Source organism: Bacillus sp. FSL K6-1003, assembly GCF_037964945.1.
Classification (GTDB): Bacteria; Bacillota; Bacilli; order Bacillales; family Bacillaceae; genus Bacillus; species Bacillus mojavensis.
On sequence record NZ_CP150176.1, the window covers coordinates 2,138,290 to 2,162,829 of the forward strand.

General features: G+C 42.4%; 31 protein-coding genes. 10 read left to right on the plus strand and 21 right to left on the minus strand.

The genetic code is table 11. The annotated features are described in order from the left end of the window. Positions 1–52: 52 nt before the first annotated feature. From NSU16_RS10690 to ilvA, 3 genes are all read right to left on the minus strand, one after another. Entirely contained in the window at positions 53–634 is a 582-nt protein-coding gene (locus NSU16_RS10690; RefSeq protein WP_268446092.1) for an SCO family protein, read from the minus strand. 155 nt (positions 635–789) lie between these two features. Continuing rightward, positions 790–1,041: a DUF2535 family protein gene (locus NSU16_RS10695; RefSeq protein WP_010334643.1), complete on the minus strand. Its 252-nt coding sequence runs from the start codon at positions 1,039–1,041 to the stop codon at positions 790–792. Positions 1,042–1,131: 90 nt separating this feature from the next. Further along, positions 1,132–2,400 carry a threonine ammonia-lyase IlvA gene (gene ilvA, locus NSU16_RS10700; RefSeq protein WP_168748084.1) on the minus strand — a complete coding sequence of 423 codons (1,269 nt, stop codon included), beginning with the start codon at positions 2,398–2,400 and terminating at the stop codon, positions 1,132–1,134. Between the two features lie 223 nt (positions 2,401–2,623). Here ilvA and NSU16_RS10705 point away from each other — a divergent pair, with 223 nt between their 5' ends. Both NSU16_RS10705 and NSU16_RS10710 read left to right on the plus strand, forming a co-directional pair. Then, the gene (locus NSU16_RS10705) at positions 2,624–3,628 is read left to right on the plus strand and encodes a sigma 54-interacting transcriptional regulator (RefSeq protein WP_268446021.1); all 1,005 of its coding nucleotides are present in this window, start codon (positions 2,624–2,626) and stop codon (positions 3,626–3,628) included. A 23-nt stretch (positions 3,629–3,651) separates the two neighbouring features. Then, on the plus strand, positions 3,652–4,293 hold the full coding sequence (locus tag NSU16_RS10710) for a hemolysin III family protein (protein WP_010334646.1): 642 nt from the start codon (positions 3,652–3,654) through the stop codon (positions 4,291–4,293). A 32-nt stretch (positions 4,294–4,325) separates the two neighbouring features. Here the strand turns inward: NSU16_RS10710 and NSU16_RS10715 are convergent, their stop codons facing one another. From NSU16_RS10715 to NSU16_RS10765, 11 genes are all read right to left on the minus strand, one after another. Beyond that, positions 4,326–4,946, minus strand: coding sequence for a 1-acyl-sn-glycerol-3-phosphate acyltransferase (locus NSU16_RS10715; RefSeq protein ID WP_229147162.1), 621 nt, complete (start codon positions 4,944–4,946; stop codon positions 4,326–4,328). Beyond that, the gene (dfrA, locus tag NSU16_RS10720) at positions 4,947–5,456 is read right to left on the minus strand and encodes a dihydrofolate reductase DfrA (RefSeq protein WP_010334649.1); all 510 of its coding nucleotides are present in this window, start codon (positions 5,454–5,456) and stop codon (positions 4,947–4,949) included. After that, positions 5,453–6,247 carry a thymidylate synthase gene (locus NSU16_RS10725; protein WP_010334650.1) on the minus strand — a complete coding sequence of 265 codons (795 nt, stop codon included), beginning with the start codon at positions 6,245–6,247 and terminating at the stop codon, positions 5,453–5,455. The genes dfrA and NSU16_RS10725 overlap by 4 nt, the downstream gene beginning before the upstream one ends. A gap of 85 nt (positions 6,248–6,332) precedes the next feature. Then, the gene (locus NSU16_RS10730; protein WP_003230797.1) at positions 6,333–6,866 is read right to left on the minus strand and encodes a phosphatidylglycerophosphatase A; all 534 of its coding nucleotides are present in this window, start codon (positions 6,864–6,866) and stop codon (positions 6,333–6,335) included. A gap of 17 nt (positions 6,867–6,883) precedes the next feature. Then, entirely contained in the window at positions 6,884–7,498 is a 615-nt protein-coding gene (locus tag NSU16_RS10735; RefSeq protein ID WP_101864405.1) for a YpjP family protein, read from the minus strand. Positions 7,499–7,757: 259 nt separating this feature from the next. Beyond that, the gene (locus tag NSU16_RS10740) at positions 7,758–8,543 is read right to left on the minus strand and encodes a class I SAM-dependent methyltransferase (protein ID WP_286058403.1); all 786 of its coding nucleotides are present in this window, start codon (positions 8,541–8,543) and stop codon (positions 7,758–7,760) included. Positions 8,544–8,582: 39 nt separating this feature from the next. Beyond that, a complete protein-coding gene (brxA, locus tag NSU16_RS10745) occupies positions 8,583–9,017 on the minus strand; it encodes a bacilliredoxin BrxA (RefSeq protein WP_268446019.1) in 435 nt (144 codons plus the stop codon). 105 nt (positions 9,018–9,122) lie between these two features. Continuing rightward, positions 9,123–10,799 (minus strand): dihydroxy-acid dehydratase, encoded by a 1,677-nt coding sequence (gene ilvD / locus NSU16_RS10750; protein WP_168748090.1) that lies wholly within the window; start codon positions 10,797–10,799, stop codon positions 9,123–9,125. A 291-nt stretch (positions 10,800–11,090) separates the two neighbouring features. Then, the gene (locus NSU16_RS10755; protein WP_010334657.1) at positions 11,091–12,221 is read right to left on the minus strand and encodes a conserved virulence factor C family protein; all 1,131 of its coding nucleotides are present in this window, start codon (positions 12,219–12,221) and stop codon (positions 11,091–11,093) included. A 59-nt stretch (positions 12,222–12,280) separates the two neighbouring features. Continuing rightward, positions 12,281–12,886 (minus strand): HD domain-containing protein, encoded by a 606-nt coding sequence (locus NSU16_RS10760; RefSeq protein WP_339192680.1) that lies wholly within the window; start codon positions 12,884–12,886, stop codon positions 12,281–12,283. A gap of 31 nt (positions 12,887–12,917) precedes the next feature. After that, positions 12,918–13,400: a glutathione peroxidase gene (locus tag NSU16_RS10765; protein WP_268505063.1), complete on the minus strand. Its 483-nt coding sequence runs from the start codon at positions 13,398–13,400 to the stop codon at positions 12,918–12,920. Between the two features lie 381 nt (positions 13,401–13,781). On the opposite strand from NSU16_RS10765, the gene metA reads away from it, so the two are divergent. The 4 genes from metA to cspD all read left to right on the plus strand — a co-directional run bounded on the left by metA (position 13,782) and on the right by cspD (position 16,514). Beyond that, positions 13,782–14,687 (plus strand): homoserine O-succinyltransferase, encoded by a 906-nt coding sequence (gene metA / locus NSU16_RS10770; protein WP_339190801.1) that lies wholly within the window; start codon positions 13,782–13,784, stop codon positions 14,685–14,687. Between the two features lie 230 nt (positions 14,688–14,917). After that, a complete protein-coding gene (locus NSU16_RS10775; RefSeq protein ID WP_101864408.1) occupies positions 14,918–16,066 on the plus strand; it encodes a diglucosyl diacylglycerol synthase in 1,149 nt (382 codons plus the stop codon). A 76-nt stretch (positions 16,067–16,142) separates the two neighbouring features. Further along, entirely contained in the window at positions 16,143–16,298 is a 156-nt protein-coding gene (locus NSU16_RS10780; RefSeq protein WP_157722699.1) for a hypothetical protein, read from the plus strand. A 15-nt stretch (positions 16,299–16,313) separates the two neighbouring features. Further along, the gene (cspD, locus tag NSU16_RS10785) at positions 16,314–16,514 is read left to right on the plus strand and encodes a cold-shock protein CspD (protein ID WP_003153604.1); all 201 of its coding nucleotides are present in this window, start codon (positions 16,314–16,316) and stop codon (positions 16,512–16,514) included. A gap of 43 nt (positions 16,515–16,557) precedes the next feature. Here the strand turns inward: cspD and degR are convergent, their stop codons facing one another. Further along, positions 16,558–16,740, minus strand: coding sequence for a transcriptional regulator DegR (gene degR, locus NSU16_RS10790; protein WP_010334663.1), 183 nt, complete (start codon positions 16,738–16,740; stop codon positions 16,558–16,560). 157 nt (positions 16,741–16,897) lie between these two features. Between degR and NSU16_RS10795 the strand changes: the two genes are divergently transcribed. Further along, on the plus strand, positions 16,898–17,167 hold the full coding sequence (locus NSU16_RS10795; protein WP_010334664.1) for a DUF2564 family protein: 270 nt from the start codon (positions 16,898–16,900) through the stop codon (positions 17,165–17,167). A 26-nt stretch (positions 17,168–17,193) separates the two neighbouring features. Here NSU16_RS10795 and NSU16_RS10800 read toward each other — a convergent pair whose 3' ends face one another. Both NSU16_RS10800 and NSU16_RS10805 read right to left on the minus strand, forming a co-directional pair. Beyond that, positions 17,194–17,376, minus strand: a complete 183-nt coding sequence (locus NSU16_RS10800) for a zinc-finger domain-containing protein (RefSeq protein WP_024121802.1) — start codon at positions 17,374–17,376, stop codon at positions 17,194–17,196. Further along, positions 17,369–18,049 (minus strand): ribonuclease H family protein, encoded by a 681-nt coding sequence (locus NSU16_RS10805; protein WP_268446018.1) that lies wholly within the window; start codon positions 18,047–18,049, stop codon positions 17,369–17,371. The genes NSU16_RS10800 and NSU16_RS10805 overlap by 8 nt, the downstream gene beginning before the upstream one ends. 82 nt (positions 18,050–18,131) lie before the next feature. Here NSU16_RS10805 and NSU16_RS10810 point away from each other — a divergent pair, with 82 nt between their 5' ends. Genes NSU16_RS10810 through sspL form a run of 3 tightly spaced genes read left to right on the plus strand, consistent with a single transcriptional unit; the run spans position 18,132 to position 19,389 of the window. Then, on the plus strand, positions 18,132–18,821 hold the full coding sequence (locus NSU16_RS10810) for a queuosine precursor transporter (RefSeq protein WP_268446017.1): 690 nt from the start codon (positions 18,132–18,134) through the stop codon (positions 18,819–18,821). After that, positions 18,821–19,219, plus strand: a complete 399-nt coding sequence (locus NSU16_RS10815) for a reverse transcriptase-like protein (protein ID WP_010334669.1) — start codon at positions 18,821–18,823, stop codon at positions 19,217–19,219. Before NSU16_RS10810 ends, NSU16_RS10815 begins: the two co-directional genes overlap by 1 nt. Before the next feature lie 41 nt (positions 19,220–19,260). Then, a complete protein-coding gene (gene sspL / locus NSU16_RS10820; RefSeq protein WP_010334670.1) occupies positions 19,261–19,389 on the plus strand; it encodes a small, acid-soluble spore protein L in 129 nt (42 codons plus the stop codon). Positions 19,390–19,397: 8 nt separating this feature from the next. Here sspL and NSU16_RS10825 read toward each other — a convergent pair whose 3' ends face one another. The 4 genes from NSU16_RS10825 to NSU16_RS10840 form a co-directional block, all read right to left on the minus strand. Beyond that, the gene (locus NSU16_RS10825) at positions 19,398–20,285 is read right to left on the minus strand and encodes a 5'-3' exonuclease (protein ID WP_168748092.1); all 888 of its coding nucleotides are present in this window, start codon (positions 20,283–20,285) and stop codon (positions 19,398–19,400) included. Positions 20,286–20,387: 102 nt separating this feature from the next. After that, entirely contained in the window at positions 20,388–20,534 is a 147-nt protein-coding gene (locus tag NSU16_RS10830) for a hypothetical protein (protein ID WP_003230761.1), read from the minus strand. A gap of 74 nt (positions 20,535–20,608) precedes the next feature. Further along, a complete protein-coding gene (locus NSU16_RS10835; RefSeq protein ID WP_010334673.1) occupies positions 20,609–20,866 on the minus strand; it encodes a YpbS family protein in 258 nt (85 codons plus the stop codon). Positions 20,867–20,930: 64 nt separating this feature from the next. Next, positions 20,931–24,512 carry a dynamin family protein gene (locus tag NSU16_RS10840; protein WP_339190804.1) on the minus strand — a complete coding sequence of 1,194 codons (3,582 nt, stop codon included), beginning with the start codon at positions 24,510–24,512 and terminating at the stop codon, positions 20,931–20,933. Between the last annotated feature and the right edge of the window lie 28 nt (positions 24,513–24,540).

The window sequence follows — 24,540 nt, forward strand, 5'->3', positions numbered from 1 at the left end:
AGTGGAAAGTGTATCATGTTTTAGGAGATTTGAAAATGCCTTGTCTTCGAGATTACTTGAGTTTGCTGGCTGTTTTCACATCAGCGATGATGTCATCGTATGGTGTATTTTCTACTCCATTGTAATCTTTCAGCACTTTACCGTTAGGGCCTACTAAATAAAAAGAAGATTGATGAATGACCTGGTCCTGGCCTTCAGGTTTCTTCACGATCGCTTTAAAGCTCTCAAACGCAAACGTCTCGATGTCACTTTGACTGTATCCCGTTAGAAAATCCCAGTTATCAAAAGATAAAGGATAATTTGCCGCAAATTTTTTCAGCTGCTCCGGGTTATCATTCTCTGGATCAACACTGAAGGATACAATGCGCACATTTATATCCTCAGCCTTTAATTTCTTTTGAAGATCTGTCATATGAGCTGTCATCGGGGGACATACGGTCTCACAATTGGTAAAAATAAAGTCTGCGAGCCAAACCTCTCCTTTTAAACTGTCTAAAGAAACATTTTTGCCATCTTGGTTTTTAAAAGTAAAAGGCTCCACCTGGTAATTAAGCGGATCCTTAATCTGATGTCCTCCGCAGGCACACAAAAGCAAAAAAATCAGTCCTGCCGCCAACCCTTTGATCATCTTCATGCCGTTCACCCTTTCCAGCTTAAAGCGCTTACTAAATGCCGTGCTCACCTTCCTACATCATTGTTTCATTCTATACCCGCAAAAAAATTCCTGCATGCCCCTTCGTACGCCTGCGCGCGGCATAGCAAAGGGGACACACAGGAATAAACGGCGTATCACGCGTTGTGTTTTAACACCTCTTGATGAAAAACAGCCTGATAATCAGTCCATTTCATCCGGCGCTTCATATATTGTCGGAAAGAATACACTTTTGCCCTGCTATTTGATGAAAACACCTCTTTTAAGTAAATCTGCAAATGCTGATTCAACATAAAGAAATAATGTTCATCTTCCTTTAACACAGGTATTTCTGTCACTTTCACCTGAATCCCGTCGCTTCGTTTGAACTCTAGGCTTTTGAGTAACAAGCTATCAATCCTCATTTTTTGATTGTTTTCTTCTATTATATACAATGCCGGCCGGGCTGTCTGTCATTTTGCGCGGTTGTGCCGAAAAAATCAAATCAGCAGATGGAATAAATCTTGATCCTTATTTACCTCTAAATAATGAAACGCTTTTTTATTCATCCGTTCAATCAGCGGTCCATAGTCAGCTTTGTTTTGAAGCTCAATGCCGACAAGAGCCGGTCCGTTGCTCTTATTGTTTTTCTTCGTATACTCAAATCGTGTAATGTCATCATTCGGCCCAAGAACTTCGTCAAGAAATTCACGGAGTGCACCAGCTCTTTGCGGAAAATTGACGATAAAATAATGCTGAAGTCCTTCAAAAATCATAGACCGCTCCTTCATTTCCTGCATTCTTCCAATATCGTTATTGCCGCCGCTGACAACACATACTACGTTTTTCCCTTTAATTTCTTCCTTATATAAATCCAGTGCCGCAACAGAAAGAGCACCCGCCGGTTCAGCGACAATCGCACATTGATTATATAATTCAAGAATGGCTGTGCATACCTTCCCTTCAGGCACGAGAAGGATGTCATCAACTACGGTTTCTAGCGCTTGAAAGGTTTCATCGCCGATTTTTTTTACTGCCGCTCCGTCCACAAATTTATCAATTTTATCTAACGTAACGACATGTCCAGCTTTGTTAGATTCAAAATAAGACGCAGCGCCCGCCGGTTCAACCGCGATCACTTTTGTCTCAGGAGACACGTTTTTCATATACGTGCCGACCCCTGCAAGAAGCCCGCCTCCCCCGACACTTGCAAATAGAAAATGCGGTTCTGTATCAATGTCATTTAAAATTTCGACTGCCAGAGTTCCCTGGCCGGCCATTACATCCGGATCATCAAACGGATGAATAAAGGTTCGGTGTTCCTGCTCACAGCATTCAACTGCATTTTTATACGCATCATCAAAAGTATCACCTGTCAAAATAATATCGATAAATCCTTTTCCGAACAGTTCCACTTGTGACACTTTTTGTCTTGGTGTTGTGGAAGGCATGAAAATTTTCCCATGAATGCCTAGGTGTTTACACGAAAACGCTACACCTTGTGCGTGGTTTCCGGCACTTGCGCACACGACCCCGTTTTTAGTCTGCTCGTCAGAGAGCTGCTTCATTTTGTTATAAGCCCCTCTGAGTTTAAAAGATCTGACTACCTGCAAGTCTTCTCGCTTCAAATAAATATTGCATTCGTATCTCTCAGAAAGTCTGTCATTCCTTTGCAGCGGTGTGTGAGCCACAACGTCCTTCACGTTTTGATGAGCCTTTAAAATGTCTTTCACTTGGATGAGAGAGTTTTCTTTAAGCAACGGTTTCATGTACAGATTCCTTTCTTGTTTTAAATCCCTATTTAATATGCCATTATAACACGAATATTCAAATAATAAGACAATTATTTTTATTTAGTAAATAAAAAAATCAATCGCATTCTAAGTTCGCCGCATCCAGCAGGCATAAGAACAAAGTTCTAAAGGATAAAAGATGTTTTTAGATGAAAGGCATGTTATAATAGAACCAATTAGAACCAAAAGGAGCCAATAAATGATTACCGCACCTCAACCTTGCACTTTTCATAATCTAATTGGAGAGCATCAACTCTTTCTCGAAACAAAACGAGTCGCTATGCAGTTTGCCTTATCAGAGCTTCCTGTCCTGATCACAGGAAAAGTCGGAACAGGCAAGGATCATTTTGCACAAGCCATACACCAAGGCTCTTCAAGAAATGGCGAACCATTGATCAGTATCAATTGCAGCACCCATTCAGAAGAAAGCCTTGCATACGAGCTTTTTGGCTCTGACGGAATCTCCGGTGCGTTTCAAAAAGCCGCCCGAGGCACACTTCTTCTTAATGACATATGGAATATGCCGGTTTCTGTACAAGCTAAGCTTTTAGAAGCACTTGACTCTGATGGGGAAAAACCGAGAATCATCTGTGCTTCTGTCATCCCGATAACAGAGGTTGCCAAAAATACATTCAGGCAAGACTTATTTTACAGGCTGAATATTTTAACGCTCACATTGCCGGTGCTGACCGAGCGAAAAAGCGATATCCCCCTTTTGACCCAGTATTTCCTTTCAGAATCCGGGCAGCCCTTATTAATTGAGCCTTCAGTCTTTCCGCTGCTTAAACAGCATCCATTTGAAGGGAATGTAAGAGAATTAAAAAACGCAACAGATTATATGGCGGCAGTATCCAGCGGAGGAACCATTCATCCGTATGACGTTCCGCCCTATATACGGGACGGACTAAATGAAAAAACGACGAAGAAAAAAGCGAAGCTTCTGACTTTAATGGAAAAAGCAGAATTTCTGTTTATTTTGGAAACCATAAAAGTGTTAAATGAAAAAGGCGAATCGGCAAGCAGACGGATCATTTCTGAACGCAGCAAAAACAGCCAAACCTCACTAACGCCGCAGCAGGTCAGAAGCCGTCTGGATTATTTGGAGAAAAAAGAGTATGTGACAAAAAGCCGCGGACGTGCGGGCACAAAAATTACGTTAGAAGGGCTGAATTTTTTAGAAACGCTGCAAAAACAAATGATGTAGCAGCGAAAGCGAGGAGAATGTACGTGTATACAATAAAAGAAGAGATTGCCAACGCCATCACCCACGGCATCGGTGTGTTCTTATCCATACCAGCATTAGTGTTCCTGATCATATTTGCGGCTAATTACGGATCCGCATGGGATATCGTCAGCTTTACCATATTTGGTGTATCCATGCTGCTGCTTTATTTGAGCTCCACCCTGCTTCACAGCATTCAGCACAAAAAGACGAAAGATATTTTGGAGATTATTGACCATAGCGCTATTTACGTGTTGATTGCCGGAACCTACACCCCTTTTCTGCTTGGACCGTTAAAGGGCACACTCGGCTTCACCCTGCTGATCATCGTTTGGTCGCTTGCCCTTTGCGGAATCGTGTTTAAAATTTTCTTTGTAAAACGGTTTATCATTTTATCTACCTTGATGTATTTATTAATGGGATGGCTGATGATCATCGCGGTTAAACCTTTATATGCCTCACTGACAGGAGCTGGATTCAGCCTTCTTTTACTTGGCGGTCTGCTGTATTCCGCCGGAACGATCTTTTATATTTGGAGAAAGATTCCCTTCCATCACGCCATTTGGCACAGCTTTGTTTTAGGCGGAAGCGCAGCGATGTTTTTCTGCGTGCTGTTCTATTGTGTGAAAGTGCCGTTTTTATCCTAATGAAAAAGCGCAGTCTCAGTGACTGCGCTTTTTTAGGCCCGTAATTGCTTCTCACTTGCCGGAATATAAGCTTTAGAAAATGACAATTCTATATCTGCTGGTTTTAAGCGTTTAAAAAGCGACCCCTTCAGCACTTCATCTGTTCCTGTCGTTTCCACTATTACAACCGGAAGGCTGCAGCGGGCGGCAAGTTCCAATGGATCGATGCACCCATCTAAAGAAAGAATCATGCTTTGGCCTTTTTCTAATTGGGTCAAAGTATCTTCATATACCTTTTCTGAACTGCTCTCTTGTATGACATTCATCCGTTCAAGCCATTGTCCGATAATCGGTAAGCGAAACACTTTGGGGTTTGCGATAAAACCGGCAGGCTTCTCAATATACCCGGCAATTAAAGCAAGTTCAGCTAATCGCAAACGAGAATGCACATACAAAACAGGACCGCTCGGTATCGGCTCTGGCTGATGGATGGTGATGACAGATCCTGAAATACCGATACAGCCTTCCAAAAACGCCTTTGGCTGCTCGTAAACGAGTGTCATCTGTTTTTTGTATGACAGACGCGGATCCAGCATTCTTTGATTAAACAATTGTTTTATATTTTTTAACAGCATATACACAATGTAAATCACTAGGCAGCTGTAGCGAATCAATTAAAATCCTCCCGCTTCAGATGATGCATTCTTTTTTTCATACACTAAAAATTCATAGTCATACGGATTTTTTTCGTCCTTCGTCCCTTGCTCAGAAGAAACAAGCTTCCATTTGCTCTCATCAAATTCAGGAAAGTAGCGGTCTCCATCAAACTGGTGATGAATTTTTGTCATATACAGCCTGTCCGCATAAGGAAACAGTGCCGTATAAAGCTGTGCGCCTCCGATCACGAAGCATTCCTCAGTATCTGAAGCAATCTGAAGTACGTCCTCTATTGAACTGACAACGGTACACCCTGGAAATTCTGCATCGTGTGCAGATGTCACAACAATATTTTTCCGATTTGGAAGCGGTCGTCCAATTGATTCATATGTTTTTCGCCCCATGATGATTGAATGTCCTGAGGTTACTTTTTTAAAGTATGCAAGGTCATTCGGCAAATGCCACGGCAAATCATTGTCCTTCCCGATAAGCCGATTGGCATCCATCGCGAAGATGAATGAAATCATACGCTGACCGCTCCTTTAATATGCGGATGCGGATTGTAATCTTCAATGATAAAGTCATCAAACGTAAAGCCGAAAATTGAATCAACCTCTCTGGCAAAACGAAGCTTCGGCAGCGGGCGGACATCTCTGGTCAGCTGCAAGTTAACCTGTTCAATGTGATTTTGATAAATATGAACATCTCCGAATGTATGAATAAACTCGCCCGGCTCAAGCCCTGTTACATGAGCGATCATCATTGTAAGCAACGCATAAGAAGCTATATTAAACGGCACACCGAGGAAAACATCGGCTGAGCGCTGATAAAGCTGGCAGGACAGCTTGCCGTCAGACACATAAAATTGGAACAGGCAGTGGCATGGTGGCAAGGCCATTTTATCGATTTCACCAACATTCCAGGCACTGACGATTAAACGTCTGGAGTTCGGATTTGTTTTAATATCTTCAACAAGACGTGAAATTTGATCAATGGTTTCTCCGTCAGCTCCCCGCCATGAGCGCCATTGTGAACCATATACAGGTCCGAGTTCGCCGTTTTCATCGGCCCACTCATTCCAAATACGCACTCCGTTTTCCTGCAGATAGCGTACATTTGTATCCCCCTTTAAAAACCAAAGCAGCTCATGCGCAATTGATTTAAAGTGAAGTTTTTTTGTGGTCAGCATCGGGAAGCCTTCCTGCAAATTAAATCTCATTTGATAGCCGAAGGTGCTGATTGTTCCGGTTCCTGTACGGTCTCCCTTTTTTTCACCATGATCTAAAACATGCCGGCATAATTCTTTATACTGTTTCATTTCATTCATCCTTTAAAAGTAGTCTTATAGTAGTGTAACACAATAAAAAATCATTTCTGAACCCAGAAATGATTTTTTTTATAGATTAGCTGACAACAGGCTTTTCGTCCTGTTCTTTTTCTTCATCTTGCAGATCCTGATGTGTGTGGGCAATTCTGCTCGCTGCTGCGGCTGCAAGTGCTGCGACAATATCATCCAAAAACGTATGGATGCCGTCAGGGCTTTCATCGAGCTCCTTAATAATTCCGATCTTCTCTTTATCCAAATAACCAAAGTTGGTCAAGCCGATCGAGCCGTACACATTAACGATTGAAAGAGGGATAATTTCATCTATGCCGTAGAGCGGTTCATCTGTTTCAACAAGATGCTGCAGCGGTTCAGGAAGAAGCTTCTGCTCTGCAAGCTGATCAAGCGCCAGCCCTGTTAATACAGCATGGATAATTTCACGCTTGTTCAGTACTTTTTCTACATTCTCCATACATACACTAAGCGGGAGATTTGGATTGTATTTTTCCTGAAGTTTTTGAACGATACGCGCAATGTCTTCTATCATAACGCCCCGTTTGTTCAGCATATCCTTTGTTATATCGACCATTTCATTCATTGTGTACTTTTTCATATCTAATGGCATCTCCTTTAGGCACTCATCCAGTTGGGAGGTGTGTTGCGGTCCCAATAAATGCTCCCAAGCTCATGGTGTGATTGAAATCCATCTTCTGCTGTATGATAATGAAAATTAAACCAGTAGCCGTCATGTGGGGGGTGGTCTCTGCGCACATGGAACCTGAGGAGGTCTTCTCCGGTTGTCCGATTGTAAACGTGAAAGATTTTCTCCGTTTTCCCCGCTGAAGGCTTGCTTGAAATCACAACATCTTGATACGCTTCATCATCTTGCAATGTCGCTAAAAAATCACATATGACATTTTCGATTTTCGGCAGAATCTCTTTCCGATAGTCATCTTCAATGACCGGAGCAATTTTGCTGCCAAATTTCAAAAAAGACTGATTTTCAGCGCTGTCAAGGAGCTGTTCCTTGTACGATTGAAAAAGTAATTCGGGGTCTCGCCTGTCTTCCGATTCATAATCATCGTACAAATCATGCTCATCATAAAAAGCGGTGTAATCATTCTGCTCAAGACTGCTCGGCTGTCCTGAAGGCTTGTCTGCCATGAGAGCAGCCGGAGGAGATACGAGCCCAAACGTTACGATGGTAAATAAAACCACAAGGGTCTTTCTCATCCACAAGTTCATGACTGCTTATTCCTCTCTCTTTTATTGTCATGTTTCTCTTATTTTATCATAGGTCGAACATACAAGTCATGCACTATATGAAGCTCTAGCTCAATTTAGGAGATTTGTTGCTTTGCTGCGTGTGTAAAAACGCTTACAATATAATGTGAAAGGAGGCCTTCCACATGATTGACGCTTTGTTTGCAACGGTTTCACTTTTAACATTATTATATTTTGTCGTCATGGAAGTCACCGATTAGAAACAAGCCCGTGAGGTTCTTCACGGGCTTGTTTCGCTTGCGATTTGAATAACACCGTAGTGAAAAAGCGCTGTTTTTCTTTTCAACACGTTAAAACCAAATTGTTCAAAGCGCGGGCTTTTCCAATGGTCTTTGAGTACGACGCTTTTTCTGGCTGCCCGTACCGCTTCTTTGATGCAGCCATCCGCCAATGCAGAATCCTCAGCCAGCTCTCGTAATGGCGCGATGCCATCAGATGACTCTACAGGCTCATGAAACATCGGATCAAAATAAATGACATCTACTGATTTGTCAGGCAGCTGCTTTAGATAGTCAAAGCAATCCGCATGATTCACTTGTATTCTTCTCATGGCAGCTTGAAGCTGTTCTATACCGGTTTCCCATGAATGGAGTCCCGTATTCACCAGAACGGACACAAGCTTGTTTTTTTCCAGCCCGATCACCGAACCGGTTTCGCCAACCGCCATACTTGCGATAATGGCGTCGGAAGCCAGCCCGAGCGTGCAATCCAAAAAAGAATCTCCGGCCGTTAAGCCAGCTGCCCGAAGCATTGGCTCTTGCTCGCCGCGAATCAACCGTTTAGCTCTGAACATCGCTGTATTCGGATGGAAAAAGAATTTACCGCCTTGTTTTGTATAAAGTTCGAACCGCTCTTTTCCAACCACGAGCAAATCACGCTCAGCTGCCTTCAGCATATTTTCAACCGTTTGTTTATTTCGGCTGCAATATTGTATATCCAGCTCTTCCGAAAGCATTTTTGCGATCTTTATCGTGTGGTCTGACGGTCTATAGCTTGTTGTAATCATGATTTATACTCCAAAAGAAAATGCCCGGTAAACGGGCATTTAGCAGTGTGCATCAAAGGCATCAGTCAAGTTTTTCATGATTTCTTCCATTTCGTGCCCTTCAATCTCATGGCGCGGAATAAAATGCACGACTTCTTTGCCTTTCAAAAGAGCCATTGACGGTGAAGAAGGCTCCTGGCCTGTTAAATACTCACGCATTTTTGCAGTGGCTTCTTTATCCTGGCCCGCAAATACTGTCACCGTATTGTCAGGTGTTTTGTCGTTCTGCAGGACTGCCTGCGTTGCCGCAGGACGCGCAAGACCTGCCGCACAGCCGCAAACAGAGTTAACGACTACGAGAGTTGTGCCCTCTGCTTTCCCCATGAAATTTTCTACTTCTTCTGCTGTTGTTAATTCTTCAAAACCGGCCCCAGTCAGCTCGCGGCGCATCGGAACGACAAGCTGGCGCATATATTCTTCATAAGCCATTGACATAAAAAAGCCCCCTCTAAATATCCTTCATCTGAAGTAAAGGATACTATAGAGAGAGCCGGATTTCAAATGTTCACATCTTAAAACAAGAGAATGTGATCCCGATGTCTAGATTTTCATGATACCGCCCGTATTGGCACTTGTCACAAGTTTAGAATAACGGGCCAAATAGCCGGTTTTCACTTTTGGCTCAAAGCCTTTCCAATTCGCTTTCCGTTTTTCCCATTCTTCTTCCGGTACTTGAACGTCCAGAATGCGTTTTTCGATATCAACGATGATATGATCGCCGTTCTCAACAAAGGCAAGCGGTCCGCCTTCTGCTGCCTCTGGTGATACGTGTCCGATTGAAAGGCCTCGGGATGCCCCGGAAAAACGTCCGTCTGTAATCAACGCTACTTTCGGACCAAGCCCCATTCCGACAATCTGTGATGTAGGTGCAAGCATTTCAGGCATACCCGGCCCGCCCTTTGGCCCTTCGTAACGAATGATGACGACATCGCCTTCTTTTACTTTCCGGTTGATAATGCCGTCTAGCGCCTCATCCTGAGAGTCGAATACGACAGCTGGCCCTTCATGTCTCGTAATACCGTTCTGTACGCCGCCAGTTTTGATGATAGCGCCGTCCGGAGCCAGATTTCCGAATAATACGGCAAGGCCTCCCTTTTCAGTGAATGGCTGATCTAATGGATGAATGACGTTATAATCCTTCACTTCATGACCGGCAACGGTTTCTCCGAGTGTTTGACCTGTAACTGTCAGCGCGTCTAAATGAAGTGCTCCTTCTTTTTTGGAAAGCTCATTCAATGCTGCAGACACACCGCCCGCTTCATGAAGATCTTCAATAAATACATCAGATGCAGGTGCCAGCTTGGACAAATGCGGCACGCGCTCCGCAACTTCATTGATGCGTTCCAAAGAGTATTCAACGCCAGCTTCATTTGCCAGGGCAAGCGTATGAAGTACAGTATTTGTTGAACCGCCGAGCGCCATGTCAAGCGCAAACGCATTGTCAATCGCTTTTACCGTGACGATATCTCTCGGTTTGATGTCTTTGCGAATGGTTTCCATTAATTGCTTAGCTGATTTTCTGACAAACTCTTTTCGATCCGGGGATGTCGCGAGAATGGTTCCATTACCAGGCAAAGCCAATCCAAGTGCTTCTGACAGACAGTTCATTGAGTTTGCTGTAAACATTCCGGAGCAAGATCCACATGTCGGGCAGCCGAACTGTTCTAATTCTTGAAGTTCGCTTTCCCCGATTTTTCCGGCTTGATAAGCACCGACTCCCTCAAATACTGAAGATAGAGAAATTTTGCGCCCGTCGCTTGTTCTTCCTGCAGCCATTGGTCCCCCGCTGACAAAAATGGTCGGAATGTTGATGCGCACAGCCGCCATAAGCATTCCCGGCGTAATTTTATCACAGTTCGGAATACAGACCATTCCGTCAAACCAGTGCGCTGATACGACAGTTTCCACTGAGTCAGCGATGATCTCGCGGCTTGGGAGCGAATATCTCATTCCGATATGCCCCATCGCAATTCCGTCATCTACACCGATTGTATTAAATTCAAACGGTACGCCTCCGGCTTCTCTGATTGCTTCTTTTACGATTTTCCCAAACTCCTGCAAGTGAACATGACCGGGAACGATATCAATATATGAGTTACAAACCGCAATAAACGGTTTGCCAAAATCCTCTTCTTTTACACCTGCTGCGCGAAGCAAACTGCGGTGCGGTGCTCTATCGATTCCTTGTGTGATCATGTTACTGCGTAATTCTGCCATGGTGATCCTCCTAAATAGTCTCAATTGTTAGATTGAATATTATTTTAACAATTTTCAGTTTATTTGTGGGCTGTTTTTGCTAAATTGCATGATGTCAGGCCGCCCTATCCTCGGTTGTTGATTCATGTTTTTATATTTATATAGCTTTCTGTCGATGTGAACCCTCCAACTATTTAATATTGTTACTTACTATATATAGTTTTCGACTATTTTTCAACAATATTCGAAATAATTTTTATAAAAAGTGAATTCAAACTAAAAAGGTGCATGATCTGCACCTTTCCTTCTTTTTTATTCGCCTTTTCTTCTGCTTTCTGTCATTTGCTTCCAGACTGAACCTTTTGCCTCTTCACCATGTTCAATTCGTTCCAGCGCCATTTTCACTTGAAGGCTCACTTCAAATTCTGGATCATCTTCAGCAGCCCGCAAAGCTTCAATTGCGCTTTCATCACCGACTTCGTAAAGGAACATAGCGGCGCGCCAGCGGACTAGCTTGCTCGAGTCGCTTAACGATTTTATCATCGCAGGGATGGCTTGAGGGTCGCCGATATCAGACAGGCAGTCTCCAGCCGTCCTTCTCACCGATACAGACTTATCCTCAAGCGCCTTATACAATAGAGGAAGAACATCAGGTGATTCAATCATTCCTAAATACACAACAGCCTGCCTTCTAATGGATACCTTTGGATCATCCAATGCTTTTTGCAAAACGGGGATGTCCTCTTCTTTTGGATCCATCTGCTCCAAGTGTGCGTAACGCTGTTTCCAATCCTCATCATCCAGCATGTCGAGCGTGACTTTATAGGCTTTGCGCTGTACCGTTTGTTTCGTTTCGCCTTTCCCTTGAGCCGCTGCATCCGTCAGCCGTTTCAGCCTTTCATCACTGTATGCGGCCTGAAGCTCTTCTGTCACGTCATGGCCGATTTCAGTAAAATCGCCGAATCTGACGCCTTGTTCTTTCCAGGCTCGTTCAAATACAACATTTGACGCTTCAGCTCTGAGTTTTAAGATCGCCTGCTGAAAACGGTCAGGAAGCCCGAAGCGTTCTTCACGCTCGCCATCTGTTAATTTGACTTGCATAGGAATTCCGCTGAACATCTGTACAAAAACTTTCACCTCTCCAAATGACTCTTGTTCCGAGCGGTTTTCTGCACTCTCAGCGCTTTCCATTCCAAATGCCGTCCGGACTTGCGGTAAAATGTCTTTCCAGTCATATCTGGCGTTCCGTTCAACCGCAAGAAAGTCGGCAACATGATATACCCCTTTAACTCCTTCAATATTTAGGATTTCCACGACAACAGGCGGGGCGCCTTCTGCCTGATCCGGTTTATAATTATTGCTTTTGCCCGCCGGAAGCTCTTCCGTTAAGATGACCTTCATTGTGTTCGGGCTTGGCGTCGGTTCAATTGATTTTATCTTCATGATTGTCCTCCTATAGCCTATATGTGACTTATTCTAACATAGTCGCCCCGCGCCTTCTATTACGGTGTTTCAATATCAATTCCGGGAATTTCTTTTTCTAATTGACTGACGAAATGAAGCATAAATTTATGCCTCTCGTCAGCGATTACTCTTGCGGTATCTGTATTCATCATATCTTGGAGGAGCAGCAGCTTGCCGAAAAAGTGGGCATAGGCACTCTTATTATTTCCATAAAGGCGATGTCCCTTTGCGCCAGCAAACATAAACGCTCTTGCTATTCCTACTGCCCCGATCGCATCCAGCCTGTCAGCATCCTGTACAATTCTCCCCTCAAGTGAAAGCTGTTCTTTTCCGAACTTTTCCCTGTCCCGAAAGGACATTCTTGTAATAATGTGAATAATTCTTTCAGCCTCTTCTTTTCCGGCTCCTAAAGAAACAAGCCGTTCATACACCTCGCTGACTGAAAGCCTGGCTGCGTCAGGCAGCTTCACATCAATCAAATCATGAACCAAGGCTGCCGCTTCAACGATGAACAAATCCGCATTTTCCTTTTTCCCAATATATAAAGCAAGCTTTGCAACTCTTGATACATGAAGCCAGTCATGACCCGAGCTTTCCCCGTTCAGAACAGATTTGACCCATGTCCTGATTTGCTCTGTCTGCATCCGTTTTCGATCCTGCACCAAAACACCCTCTTTAATGTCCTAATAACTTCGCAATAACGTCTTCCAGCTCTTTCGGATTTGTGTTTGGCGAATAGCGGCCGGCTATTTTTCCGTTTCTGTCCACTACAAATTTAGTGAAATTCCATTTGATTGCCTTTGTTCCGAGCATGCCTTTCGCATGTTCTGTCAAATACACAAAAAGCGGGTGGGCGTTTTTTCCGTTCACCTCCACTTTTGAAAACATGGGAAACGTAACACCGTAATTTGTTTTGCAAAATTCCTGTATGCCTTCCTCATCGTCAGGCTCCTGATTCATAAATTGATTGCAGGGGAACCCTAAAATCTCCAGGCCCTCCGGCTGGTATGTATCATACAGCTCCTGAAGCTGCTTAAATTGAGGTGTAAAGCCGCATTTACTGGCTGTATTTACAATGATCAACACCTTTCCGGCAAATGGCTGAAGTGTCATGTCTTTACCTGTAATGGTCCGTACCCTCATATTATATATAGACATTGAAATTCCCTCCTACTGAACCTGAGTGCTGTGATTATTTTACCTTTTTTCCTGTTTCAAAACAAAACGGAAGCTTATATACATATAGTTTTATGAATTGGCCAGCTGTTCATTTGTACAGACATCGTGCTCAACAGATGTTCTTCCCCCATAGGATCATTTGCTTATGAACAGAAACATGTCTAATAAGAGGGAGCTATTATTGTATGGATCACATGACACCTGAAAAAACTCATTACAGTGAAACCAAAAGTCATATGTTTGCGTTTATTATATAGTGTTTTCTGCTGTTCCCCTCCAAACCCTTTTAGATAGATTGAAAATTGGCGAGAAAATTCCTATAATGAAGAAAATTAACGGGGAAATGATGGAGGTGGCACGTTGCCTATTAATATACCTACACACCTGCCGGCAAAACAGGTGCTTGAGAGTGAACATATCTTTGTAATGGATGAAAGCAGAGCATTCCATCAGGATATCCGGCCGCAGAAAATCATTATTTTAAATTTAATGCCGAAAAAAATTCAAACGGAAACTCAGCTGCTCAGACTGCTTGGGAATTCGCCTTTACAGGTCCATTTTACATTTTTAATTCCAAGCACACATACACCGAAAAATACAGCAAGGGAACACCTTGATGAGTTTTACACGACATTCTCCAATATCCGTCATAAGAAATTTGACGGCATGATCATCACCGGTGCGCCGATTGAGCATTTGGCGTTTGAAGATGTTTCTTATTGGGAAGAGCTCAAGGAGATTATGGAATGGAGCAAAACGAATGTCACGTCAACCTTGCATATTTGCTGGGGTGCTCAGGCAGGTTTGTACTATCATTACGGCGTGGAAAAAATTGAAATGCCGAAAAAAATCTTTGGTGTGTTTGAACATACTGTTCTTTCCAAGCACGAAAGATTGGTAAGAGGTTTTGACGAGCTATACTACGTGCCGCATTCCCGGCATACAGATATAAATATGGAACAACTGCAAGCAGTGCCCGAGTTAAACATTCTTACTGCATCAAAGGAAGCAGGGGTTTGCTTAATTGTGTCAAAAGACGAAAAACAAGTCTTTTTAACAGGACACCCTGAATATGATACAAATACGCTTCTTCAAGAGTATGAAAGAGATCTGGAACGAAACCTTTCGACTGTCGAGACGCCGAAACATTATTTCGCAGAAGACAGCAAAGAGCCTGTAAATCGCTGGAAAGCACATGCGACATTATTGTTTATGAACTGGCTTAATTATTATGTTTACCAAGAAACTCCTTATGAATGGGACTAATTTTTCTTTTTTAAGTGATACGCTGAGCAAAAAATATGATAAAATACATCTGATTCAGTATGCGTATAACAAAAATTTAAAATACTGGAATCCGAATCTTTTAAAATTAGCTTAATTTTTTCACTGCATTAATAATTCAATTATGTATTTGTGTTATGTTTATGTATAGACAATAACTCCTTACGATGCATGAAGCTTGCTTGTTGTTGATTACATTGAGGTGAATTTACTTGAATACCAATAAAAGAGTATTAATTTTGACTGCAAATTACGGAAATGGACATGTACAGGTAGCCAAAACGCTTTATGAACAATGTGTACGTCTAGGCTTTCAGCATGTAACAGTTTCTAATTTGTACCAAGAGTCAAATCCGATTGTTTCAGAGGTAACTCAGTACCTTTATTTAAAAAGCTTCTCAATCGGAAAACAGTTTTATCGTTTGTTTTATTACGGAGTTGACAAAATCTATAATAAACGCAAATTCAATATTTACTTTAAAATGGGAAATAAACGATTGGGCGAACTTGTGGAAGAACATCAGCCCGATATCATTATTAATACATTTCCGATGATCGTCGTACCCGAATACAGACGGAGAACAGGTAGGGTTATACCTACCTTCAACGTCATGACTGATTTTTGCCTTCATAAAATTTGGGTTCACGAAAATGTGGATAAATATTATGTAGCGACAGATTATGTGAAGGAAAAACTGATTGAGATCGGCACACATCCCAGCAACGTAAAGATTACGGGTATCCCGATCAGGCCTCAATTTGAAGAATCTCTGCCGGTTGAGCCGATTTATAAAAAATACGATCTTTCGCCTGACAAAAAAGTGCTGCTCATCATGGCTGGCGCACACGGTGTATTAAAGAACGTAAAAGAGTTATGCGAAAACCTTGTCATGGATGATCAGGTGCAAGTGGTTGTCGTATGCGGAAAAAATACGGATTTAAAAGAATCCCTGAGCGTACTTGAAGCAGAAAACGGCGATAAATTAAAGGTTCTCGGCTATGTTGAGCGAATTGACGAGCTCTTTCGGGTCACAGATTGCATGATTACAAAACCAGGCGGCATTACGTTGACAGAAGCAACTGCTATCGGTGTTCCTGTTATTCTGTACAAACCAGTTCCTGGACAAGAAAAAGAAAATGCAATTTTCTTTGAGGACCGCGGGGCTGCCATTGTCGTGAACCGGCATGAAGAAATTCTAGAGGCTGTCACCTCCCTTCTTTCAGATGAGGATACCTTACAGCGAATGAAGAAGAACATTAAGAGTCTTCATTTGGCACACTCCTCTGAAGTGATTTTGGAGGATATTTTGAAGGAATCAGAAATGATGACGACCAAACAAAAAGCCAAGGCGCTTTCTTAACTGATGTTCTTTCAGGAGCACACGAAAAATCGTGTGCTCTTTTTATTCACATCCACATTTTCGTAAAAGCGGTTACATTTTTTTTGAGAAATGTGCCCTTTTTTTGAAAAATAAGCAGTTTCGCAACTTGACGCGTGCTGCCAGATGGTGTATAGTTGAACCATCATTTAACAACGCAACGAAGTTAAATGATGACAAAATTTTTTTTAGCACATGGGTGCTACAGTACTAGGAGGAATTAAGCAATATGCAAAACGGTAAAGTAAAATGGTTCAACAACGAAAAAGGATTCGGCTTCATTGAAGTAGAAGGCGGAGACGATGTATTTGTTCACTTCACAGCAATCGAAGGAGAAGGATACAAATCATTAGAAGAAGGACAAGAAGTTTCATTTGAAATTGTCGAAGGTAATCGTGGACCTCAAGCTTCTAATGTTGTAAAACTCTAAACTCAATACAAGTTGACAAATAGAGGAGAGGCAAATGCCTCTCCTATTTGATTTTCATTTGAATTTCGATCGCTAAAATATTTTGTTTGCACCTCTGCTCAATCTCTTCAATATGCTTTTCCATTGATGGCTTTCCTTTTTTCGCAATATCCGCAAGTTCTTCTAAATCATTGTATATTTCTATAAATGTTTTGTGAAGGATTGATTTTAAGTCTTTATCATCCATAGCTGTGTTCCCCTTCTCTACCAAGATACCTCAAATAGTAAAACAGACCTACTCATTCAGGTTCAATAGTTATATCGGCTTATTTTTTATTTTATTTTCTATTTTGGCACATAAATTATAAAAAAACTCTGCAAAATAGTTGCGGAGGTGTTTTTTTGTGAACTCAGAATTTCATGATGAGGATCAGACTGGATTTACCGATAAACGGCAGCTGGAGCTAGCGGTGGAAACAGCGCAGAAAACGACCGGCGCCGCTACAAGAGGCCGAAGCTCCACAGTACTCAATTCCGCATACCAAGCCATCGAGGACGCCAGAGAACTTTCACTGTCTCAAGAACTGGCAGCTCTTGATGATCCTGAATTTGTACAGCAGCAACAGCAGCTGTTAGATGCCTGTCAGCATCAGCTGGATGAATTCCAAAAATAAAACCGCAGCTTCTGCGGTTTTATTTTTTAGTGCTTAGTTAAGACATCTCCATATGACTTAAGCTTTTCACCCACTGTACATTTATTGATACAAAATGAATGTGCATATGTTTTGCCAAATTCCTTGCGAAACTGCTTCTTAATAAAACAGTCCTTGCAATATTCATCTTGCAGTTCTGTCAGTTCCTTATATATAGCTTTCTTATCCAATATTGTCATCTCCGTTACAGTCTAATTTCATGTGGCTTTCTACGAATTGATGAGATAGGATTTTTTTTGCGAGGCCATCAGCTTCCTGATTTTCTTTTCGCTGTATCGTTTCGTATGTCGGACTCAGCTTTAGTGACTCAAGAAGCGCTTCTATTTTATCAAGCCATTCATTATGGGAGGGATCATAGCAAGGCCAGCTGCCGACAAGCTGGTTCAGCACAACAAGAGAGTCCCCTCTGATCGTGATTGAATTTCTGCTAGCTCCGAGCTCTCTTACTTCTCTTATTGCTTCATAAAGAGCGGCATATTCAGCTTCGTTATTGGTTTTCAGACGGAAGCTTTTATTTTTTCTTAAACGGTGGCGCGTCCCTCCCAATGTATAATAAATGACGATTCCGAGCCCGGCCAGCTGGCTTTCCTTATCGAAACTGCCGTCAAAATAAACGGTAATGTCATCGGGTTCATGCGCAAGCTCCTCAGTCAGCTTTTCTAATTCCTTCAGCGTCCAGATGCCGCCCTTCTCATCTTCGAATTCAAGTTCCTTCATATAAGGAAAACGGCCGAGTTCCCTCGCAAGCATACGCGCTTCCTGAACAGTCAGCCAGTTTTCGCCCAAAAACGAGACAGGCCCTGTCCCTTTTGCTTCTATTTTCATGTGCGGTCTGAGATTCAATATAATCACCTTACCATTCATTAGTTGCCGGGCTTGTGCTATAATCAAACCACTATTAACCCGGAAAGGAAGCTTCTTCATTTTGTTTAATAACTCTTTTTGGATCTTTTTTGCGATCATTCATTTTATCATTGTTCTTTTATTTTATAAAGGATTTGGCAAAATGGGTTTATTTGTGTGGATCGGCTTTGCAACAGTCTGTGCCAACCTTCAAGTCGTCAAAACGGTTGAACTGTTTGGCTTAACAGCAACGCTTGGGAATGTGATGTACGGCACAATCTTTTTTGCTACAGATGTGCTGAATGAAAAATACGGGCCAGCTGAAGCGAGAAAAGCTGTATGGCTTGGGTTTTCGACTCTCCTGACACTGACATTTGTTATGCAGGGCGTTTTGCTTTTCGAACCCGCTTCGAGCGATATTTCACAAACAGCGCTGGAAACGATTTTCGGTTTTCTCCCGAGAGTTGCTTTGGGAAGTCTGCTTGCCTTTATCTTCAGCCAAACACTGGATGTTTATGTATATTCTGCAATTAGAAGGATATTTCCTTCCGATCGGCTTCTATGGCTGAGAAACGGCGGCAGTACAGCAGTCAGCCAGCTGTTTGATACATTCATTTTTACCGGAGTCGCTTTTTTTGGCACATATCCGGCAGATGTTTGGCTTCATATTTTTATTTCTACATATTTGATTAAGTTTGCGGTTTCTCTGATTTCGCTGCCATATGCTTATGCGGCGAAAAAAATAATTCCGAGTGACGAAAGGAGTACATGATGCCTACAGAAATATATGTTGACGGAGCGAGCGCCGGTAATCCAGGGCCTTCTGGCATCGGCATTTTTATCAAACATGAAGGAAAAGCAGAATCTTTCTCGATTCCAATCGGAATGCATACCAATCAGGAAGCAGAATTTCTGGCGTTAATTGAAGGCATGAAACTGTGTGCAACGCGCGGGTATCAATCGGTCTCCTTTCGAACTGATTCAGATATCGTGGAACGCGCAGCCGATATAGAAATCGTGAAAAACAAAGCGTTTCAGCCGTTTTTGGAAGAAATCATCCGATTAAAATCAGCCTTCCCTCTTTTTTTCATCAAATGGATTCCGGGAAAGCAAAACCAAAAAGCCGATCAGCTGGCAAAAGAAGCGATTCGGATGAATGACAGGAATTAAATTAAGCAGTATGGTTCATCCTATTGATGAGGTGAACAAATATGAAAAAGAAAGATAAGGGCCGGCTGACCGGCGGTGTTTCCCCGCAAGGCGATTTAGAAGGAAATACACATAATGACCCCAAAACAGAGCTTGAGGAAAGAGCTAAAAAAAGCAATACAAAACGCTAGAGGTGATCTTACACGATCTCTCTAGCGTTCAGTTTTTCAAGCATACGCTCAATTCCTTTGATTTGATGGCGGCGAAGCATGACAGCCGCCTGCTCCATTTGCAATGTAAAAACAGCTTCTGTCAGCGTACAGACTAACGGAACCGAGCAGTTAATTTCAGCAAGCTTTCTCGATATTTCCAGGTCGCTTATACCTTGCTGAATTTTCCCCTGCTGTCCCTTTGGAAGAAGCGACAGATTCTCCAGCAAGCGGTCGATTGTTTCGTATTCACGAATCAGTTTATACGCGGTTTTTTCTCCAATGCCTTTTACTCCGGGATAATTATCACTGGAATCGCCCATCAGCCCTTTGATGTCAATTAAAGCCTTGGGCAGGACACCTGTTTCTTCGTAAAATACATCTTTTGTATACACTTTATAATTGCCGATTCCTTTTTGTAGCAGCGCAACGCTTACTTTGTCCGTTAACAGCTGAAGTAAATCCCTGTCGCCTGTTACGATCGTAATATCGGCTTCTTCAGAAAACATAGCTGCAAGTGTTCCAATGCAATCATCCGCTTCATATCCGGCAAGGCCAACATTCATGATGCCAAGTTCAGCGGCCGCTTCCTTTGCCAGATCAAATTGGGGGATCAGTTCAACCGGCGGCTGGCTTCGGTTTGCCTTATAATTCTGGAACAGATCATTCCGGTACGTTTTGCTGCCCATATCCCAGCAGCATACAACATGTGTAGGCTGAAATGTTTCCACGGCTGTGATTAAATGCTTCAAAAATCCGTTGACGCCGTTTGTCGGAACCCCGCTGTCATTTATCATAAAGTTGCGATGCACGGCTGTGGCGAAAAATGCCCTGAATAAAAGAGCCATGCCGTCAACAAGCAATAATTTATTTTTCATATGATAACTCCTTTTTCTATCAGTCGATCTATTTTACCATAAGTGACGCGAAAATAAAAAAACAGCATCTCTTGTATAGAGATACTGTTTTGGATGGTTCAATCAATCGTTATGTCTTTTATTGCTGGCAATCAGCTTTTCAGCTTCACGTCCTGCGTAAGAGTCGAAATGGGTTTGAAACCCGTTTTTCTTTTTGGCATTGTTATTGGCCTGTGCATTTCTGTTACCCAGCTTTGTTCTGCCCAACATAAATCCCCCCTTACGTCGGATACATATAGTATGCGCGTAACGGGGGATCTGCACTCGAGGCAGGATCATCCAGCTTATGTGCGGCTGACGTATTCTTTGACCATTTCTTTTGATACCAGACGTCTAGTCGGTACGATGCCTTTCTTGGCCAGCTGATTCATCTTTTCTGTCACTTCATTAATGGCATCTGTGGAAAATGGCTCATCGTTTTTGCATTTCGCAACAGCTTCTTCAATCGCCATTTCACGAAGGTGTTCAAGCTGCATAAATGTTTTAATATGCTCGTGCTGTTTTGCAGAATGTGCAGAAATTGCTTTATGTACCTCAGACATCAATCGTTCATCTCGCTTTTTCTATTTAGTCTATCATGACTTGAAATGCAAGCCAACTGAATTTTTACATTTTGATTGTATCACCTGATCTCTGCCAAGTTATACATGCTTGATATGCTTCTTCAACCTCTTTCATACGTTCCCCTTCTGCGTATCCTTCTACATACGTATCTCTTTGACCCTCTATTTGCGCCAATGCTTTTTCCGCCATTTCATACTGCAGGCGTCTGACATATTCAGCATAATGAGATATAAGGCTTTCTTCTTCATTTTTGATCCAGAGCTCCGTTATTTTCATAAGCTTCGTCCGCACCGCTTCAATGAAGCCTGCTTTTCCTTTCTGTTCAAAAAACTGCTTCGGAGATTTGATTTGTTTTTGTTCCTGTTCAAATGCACGTACATCGATTTCAGGTTCAACTTCTTTCAGCTGTATGCTGTTAGAAAGCTGATCATCCGCATAAATGGAGAAATAACCGTCTTCCTTCAATGTGTTTTGACAGCTTTCCAGCCACTCTTCAGTGATATGCCGTTCGATGAAACCGCTCATTCGAATATCGAGCGTTTTGATCTCCTGAATATACTCAAATTGATATTCATGTAATACGGTTTTCATCGCCGCACCGATATTCTTTTTCCAGTCTCCATTTTGAAGACCTGGATGAAATGATGATTTTAACAAATCATTCGCAAAAAAGGACAAACGCTGTGTAATGTGATATAGCTGCTCCCTTGTATCCTTTTTTACTTTCTCAATAATGGTTTCTGAATTGCGGCGTTCCTTGATAGCAGCTGCTGCCCGCTCAAACGATAATAGAAGACGCTTTTTTTGCGCTTCCTTTTCTTCTTTGGACTGATGCTGAGATTGATGAAGCTGTACGACCGTTTCACATAGTTTGTCTGCTTCTGAGCTAAGCTGTGCCGCAGCTGCTTTCTTTACATCGACCTCAATAAACTGGTCTAACTGTTCTCTTACTTTTGAGAACTGATTATGATTCGTTTTCGATTTTCCTAAGAGCTCTTCTTTACTTGACACATAAAAGAGCTGCGGATCATGAATTCCTTCTTTTAAAAGCTCTGATCTGACATAATCCGTGACTGTTTCGAGTTCTGCTTTATCTTTCGCTAGATCAGCAGCATTAATGACAAAAAACATTTTATCCATGCTGAGCGATTCTTTCACGAGTCCCAGCTTACGTAAAAATGAGCGGTCTCCTTTCGAGAACGAATGCTGGTAATAGGTCATGTAAAAAAACGCATCGGCATCCTTGATATATTGAAATGCAAGTTCTGTATGCCGTTTATTCAGACTGCTAGCCCCAGGTGTATCAACGATCGTAATTCCTTTTTCAGTCAGCGGGCATTTAAAATAAACGGTCACTTCCTTAACAGCACAAGCCGTTGTCTCCTCGGCTACATACGGTTTTAACTCGGAGAGCGGAATCGTTAATATCTTTTGGGCTTGAATGTATTGCTGATATTTTTCATAGGCAAGCAGGAAATGACTAATCATATTGATTTGTTCTTCTTGCAGACGCTCTTTTTTGATTGCCTTTTTCCATTTTTCCGCAAATGACCATCCTTGTGGTTCCTCTTGCATTCCTGTGAGCTGCATGATTTCAGCCGTAATGTCATCCTCCGTCTTAAAAATGACATCCGCTGTTTTGTGGGATTTGCCGTTTACCGGTTTCGTTATTTTGTTAATCGTTGCTGTTGTCGGTGTCGGTGATGACGGCAGCACCCTTTCACCAACCAGCGCATTGGCAAATGAGGATTTTCCCGAACTGAATCCTCCAAATAGAGCAAGTGTGAATTTTCGGCCTTCCAGCCTTTTAATCCTTTCACGAAAAGCTGAGATTTGTTTTGACAGCATACGATATTCGCCCAATAGATCCGACAGTGTGTAAAAGCGTTTTATCTGATCTTGAAGCGGCAGCTCTTTCCCGCTTTTTATTTCTATTTTTTGGGTCTGCTGCTGCATATACTGTGCTTGGCTTTGTTTCTGTTCTGGAGCTTTAACCTTTTTTTTCTTCTTTCTAAACCAGTCCAGATCTATGTTTATTGGGCTTGCAGACGCCTCTTCCCAGATCGCCCACATGCGGCCGGCTTTCTCACGGGCATATTGTTCGTGACTGGCCTGTTTTTGAAGACAAGCCAGCTTTTCCGATTCCTGTGTGAGACGGCTATTGATCGTTTCCTGTTCTATGGATGCGCTCTGTTTTACCGTATCGGTAAGTGTCTTGATGATGTCTGATGCTTCAACTTTCGCCTCTTTACGGATCAGCTCTGCCAAATCTTTTGTATATTGCAAGACATATTCAGAAGAATAGGCTGCGCCTTGTTTGACTGCGCGTTCAATGATATCAACATGAAGCGGCGTGCGATAAGCCTGGATCAGCTTTTCACTTTCAGCTGATTGAATACCAAATCCCTTGGCGAGCTTATGTAAGATATCTATGATATGCCAATCCGCTTCCGCTTCCGTTCTATTTTTTATATCAGAGAAAAACTCATTTCTCCTTTTTTCTCTTTCCTGTGCAGTCTTTGCTTTTGAAAAGAAAAACCCAGTCTTAAAAGAGGGTTCACGTGATTCTAAGTAAGCTGCTGCCAATTCACGCATTTCAAAAGGCGTCAAGTTAGCGTTTTTTAAAATTCGATTGACTTCCTTCTGCATCGTGCTTTCTGCCTCAATCGGTTTATTTGCTGCTTCGGCTGATTGAAACTGCAGGGAATCGACCAGTCGTGCTTGCTTTTCAAGCTTTTCTCCAGAACTTGGATTTTCCGTATCCTCTTTCATGAGCATCTCTGTGTGCTCTCTCAATAAATTCTGTACTTTTTGTTCGGTAATGGAATGCAAATTTCTTTTTGACTGCTGTTCGATTCTTTTTAACTTTTTTCGCAGGATACCGATTTGATTGAATGGGTGATTCGGTTCCGTCACCGACGTGAAAAAGAGTGCATCCTCTGGAATTCCTTCTTGACAAAGCATCGCCTCCACTTGCGCCTTGTAATCTTCAAAGCGTGTCTCGGTCTCATCATGTCTGTCAATTTGATTAACGATAAAATATATATTCGGAATGCTGTCTTTGATTGACCTCAGAAACAGTACATTTTCCTCTGAATGGACATGGTTATAGTGAACCACGTAGAACAGCGCATCTGCTTGGTGAAGAATAGATGCCGCCGATAAAAAATGAGCCTCATCTGTTGAGTCAATCCCGGGGGTATCAATATATGCAACTCCTGGTTCGACTTCAGTATACCGGTCAAAAATTTCTACAGTTTCAATCTGCTCCCCATCCTTGCAATATTGCTGCACCTTGTCTTTATGATAGGCACCCTCCAGCTCCGCACACGCTCCGTCTGTTGTATGAAGACGAACACGCTTTTCTCCATTTCTGATCACAACAAGATTAGCGCTGGTCGGAATAGGACTTGTCGGCAGAATATTTTCCATTAACAAGAAATTTAACAGTGATGATTTCCCTGCTGAATAATGTCCTGTAAACGCGATATAAATTTCATCGTCTGCGGCCTTCTCAACAACTGAAGCCAGTTTTGCCGCTCTTTTTTCATCCTGGTTCTCAACCATTTGTTCATAAAGTACCCCAGTTTTGTACAAAAGTTCTTGCCTGCTGCGTTCTATCATAAGTCTGAACCCCTTTGTGCTGTTTCAA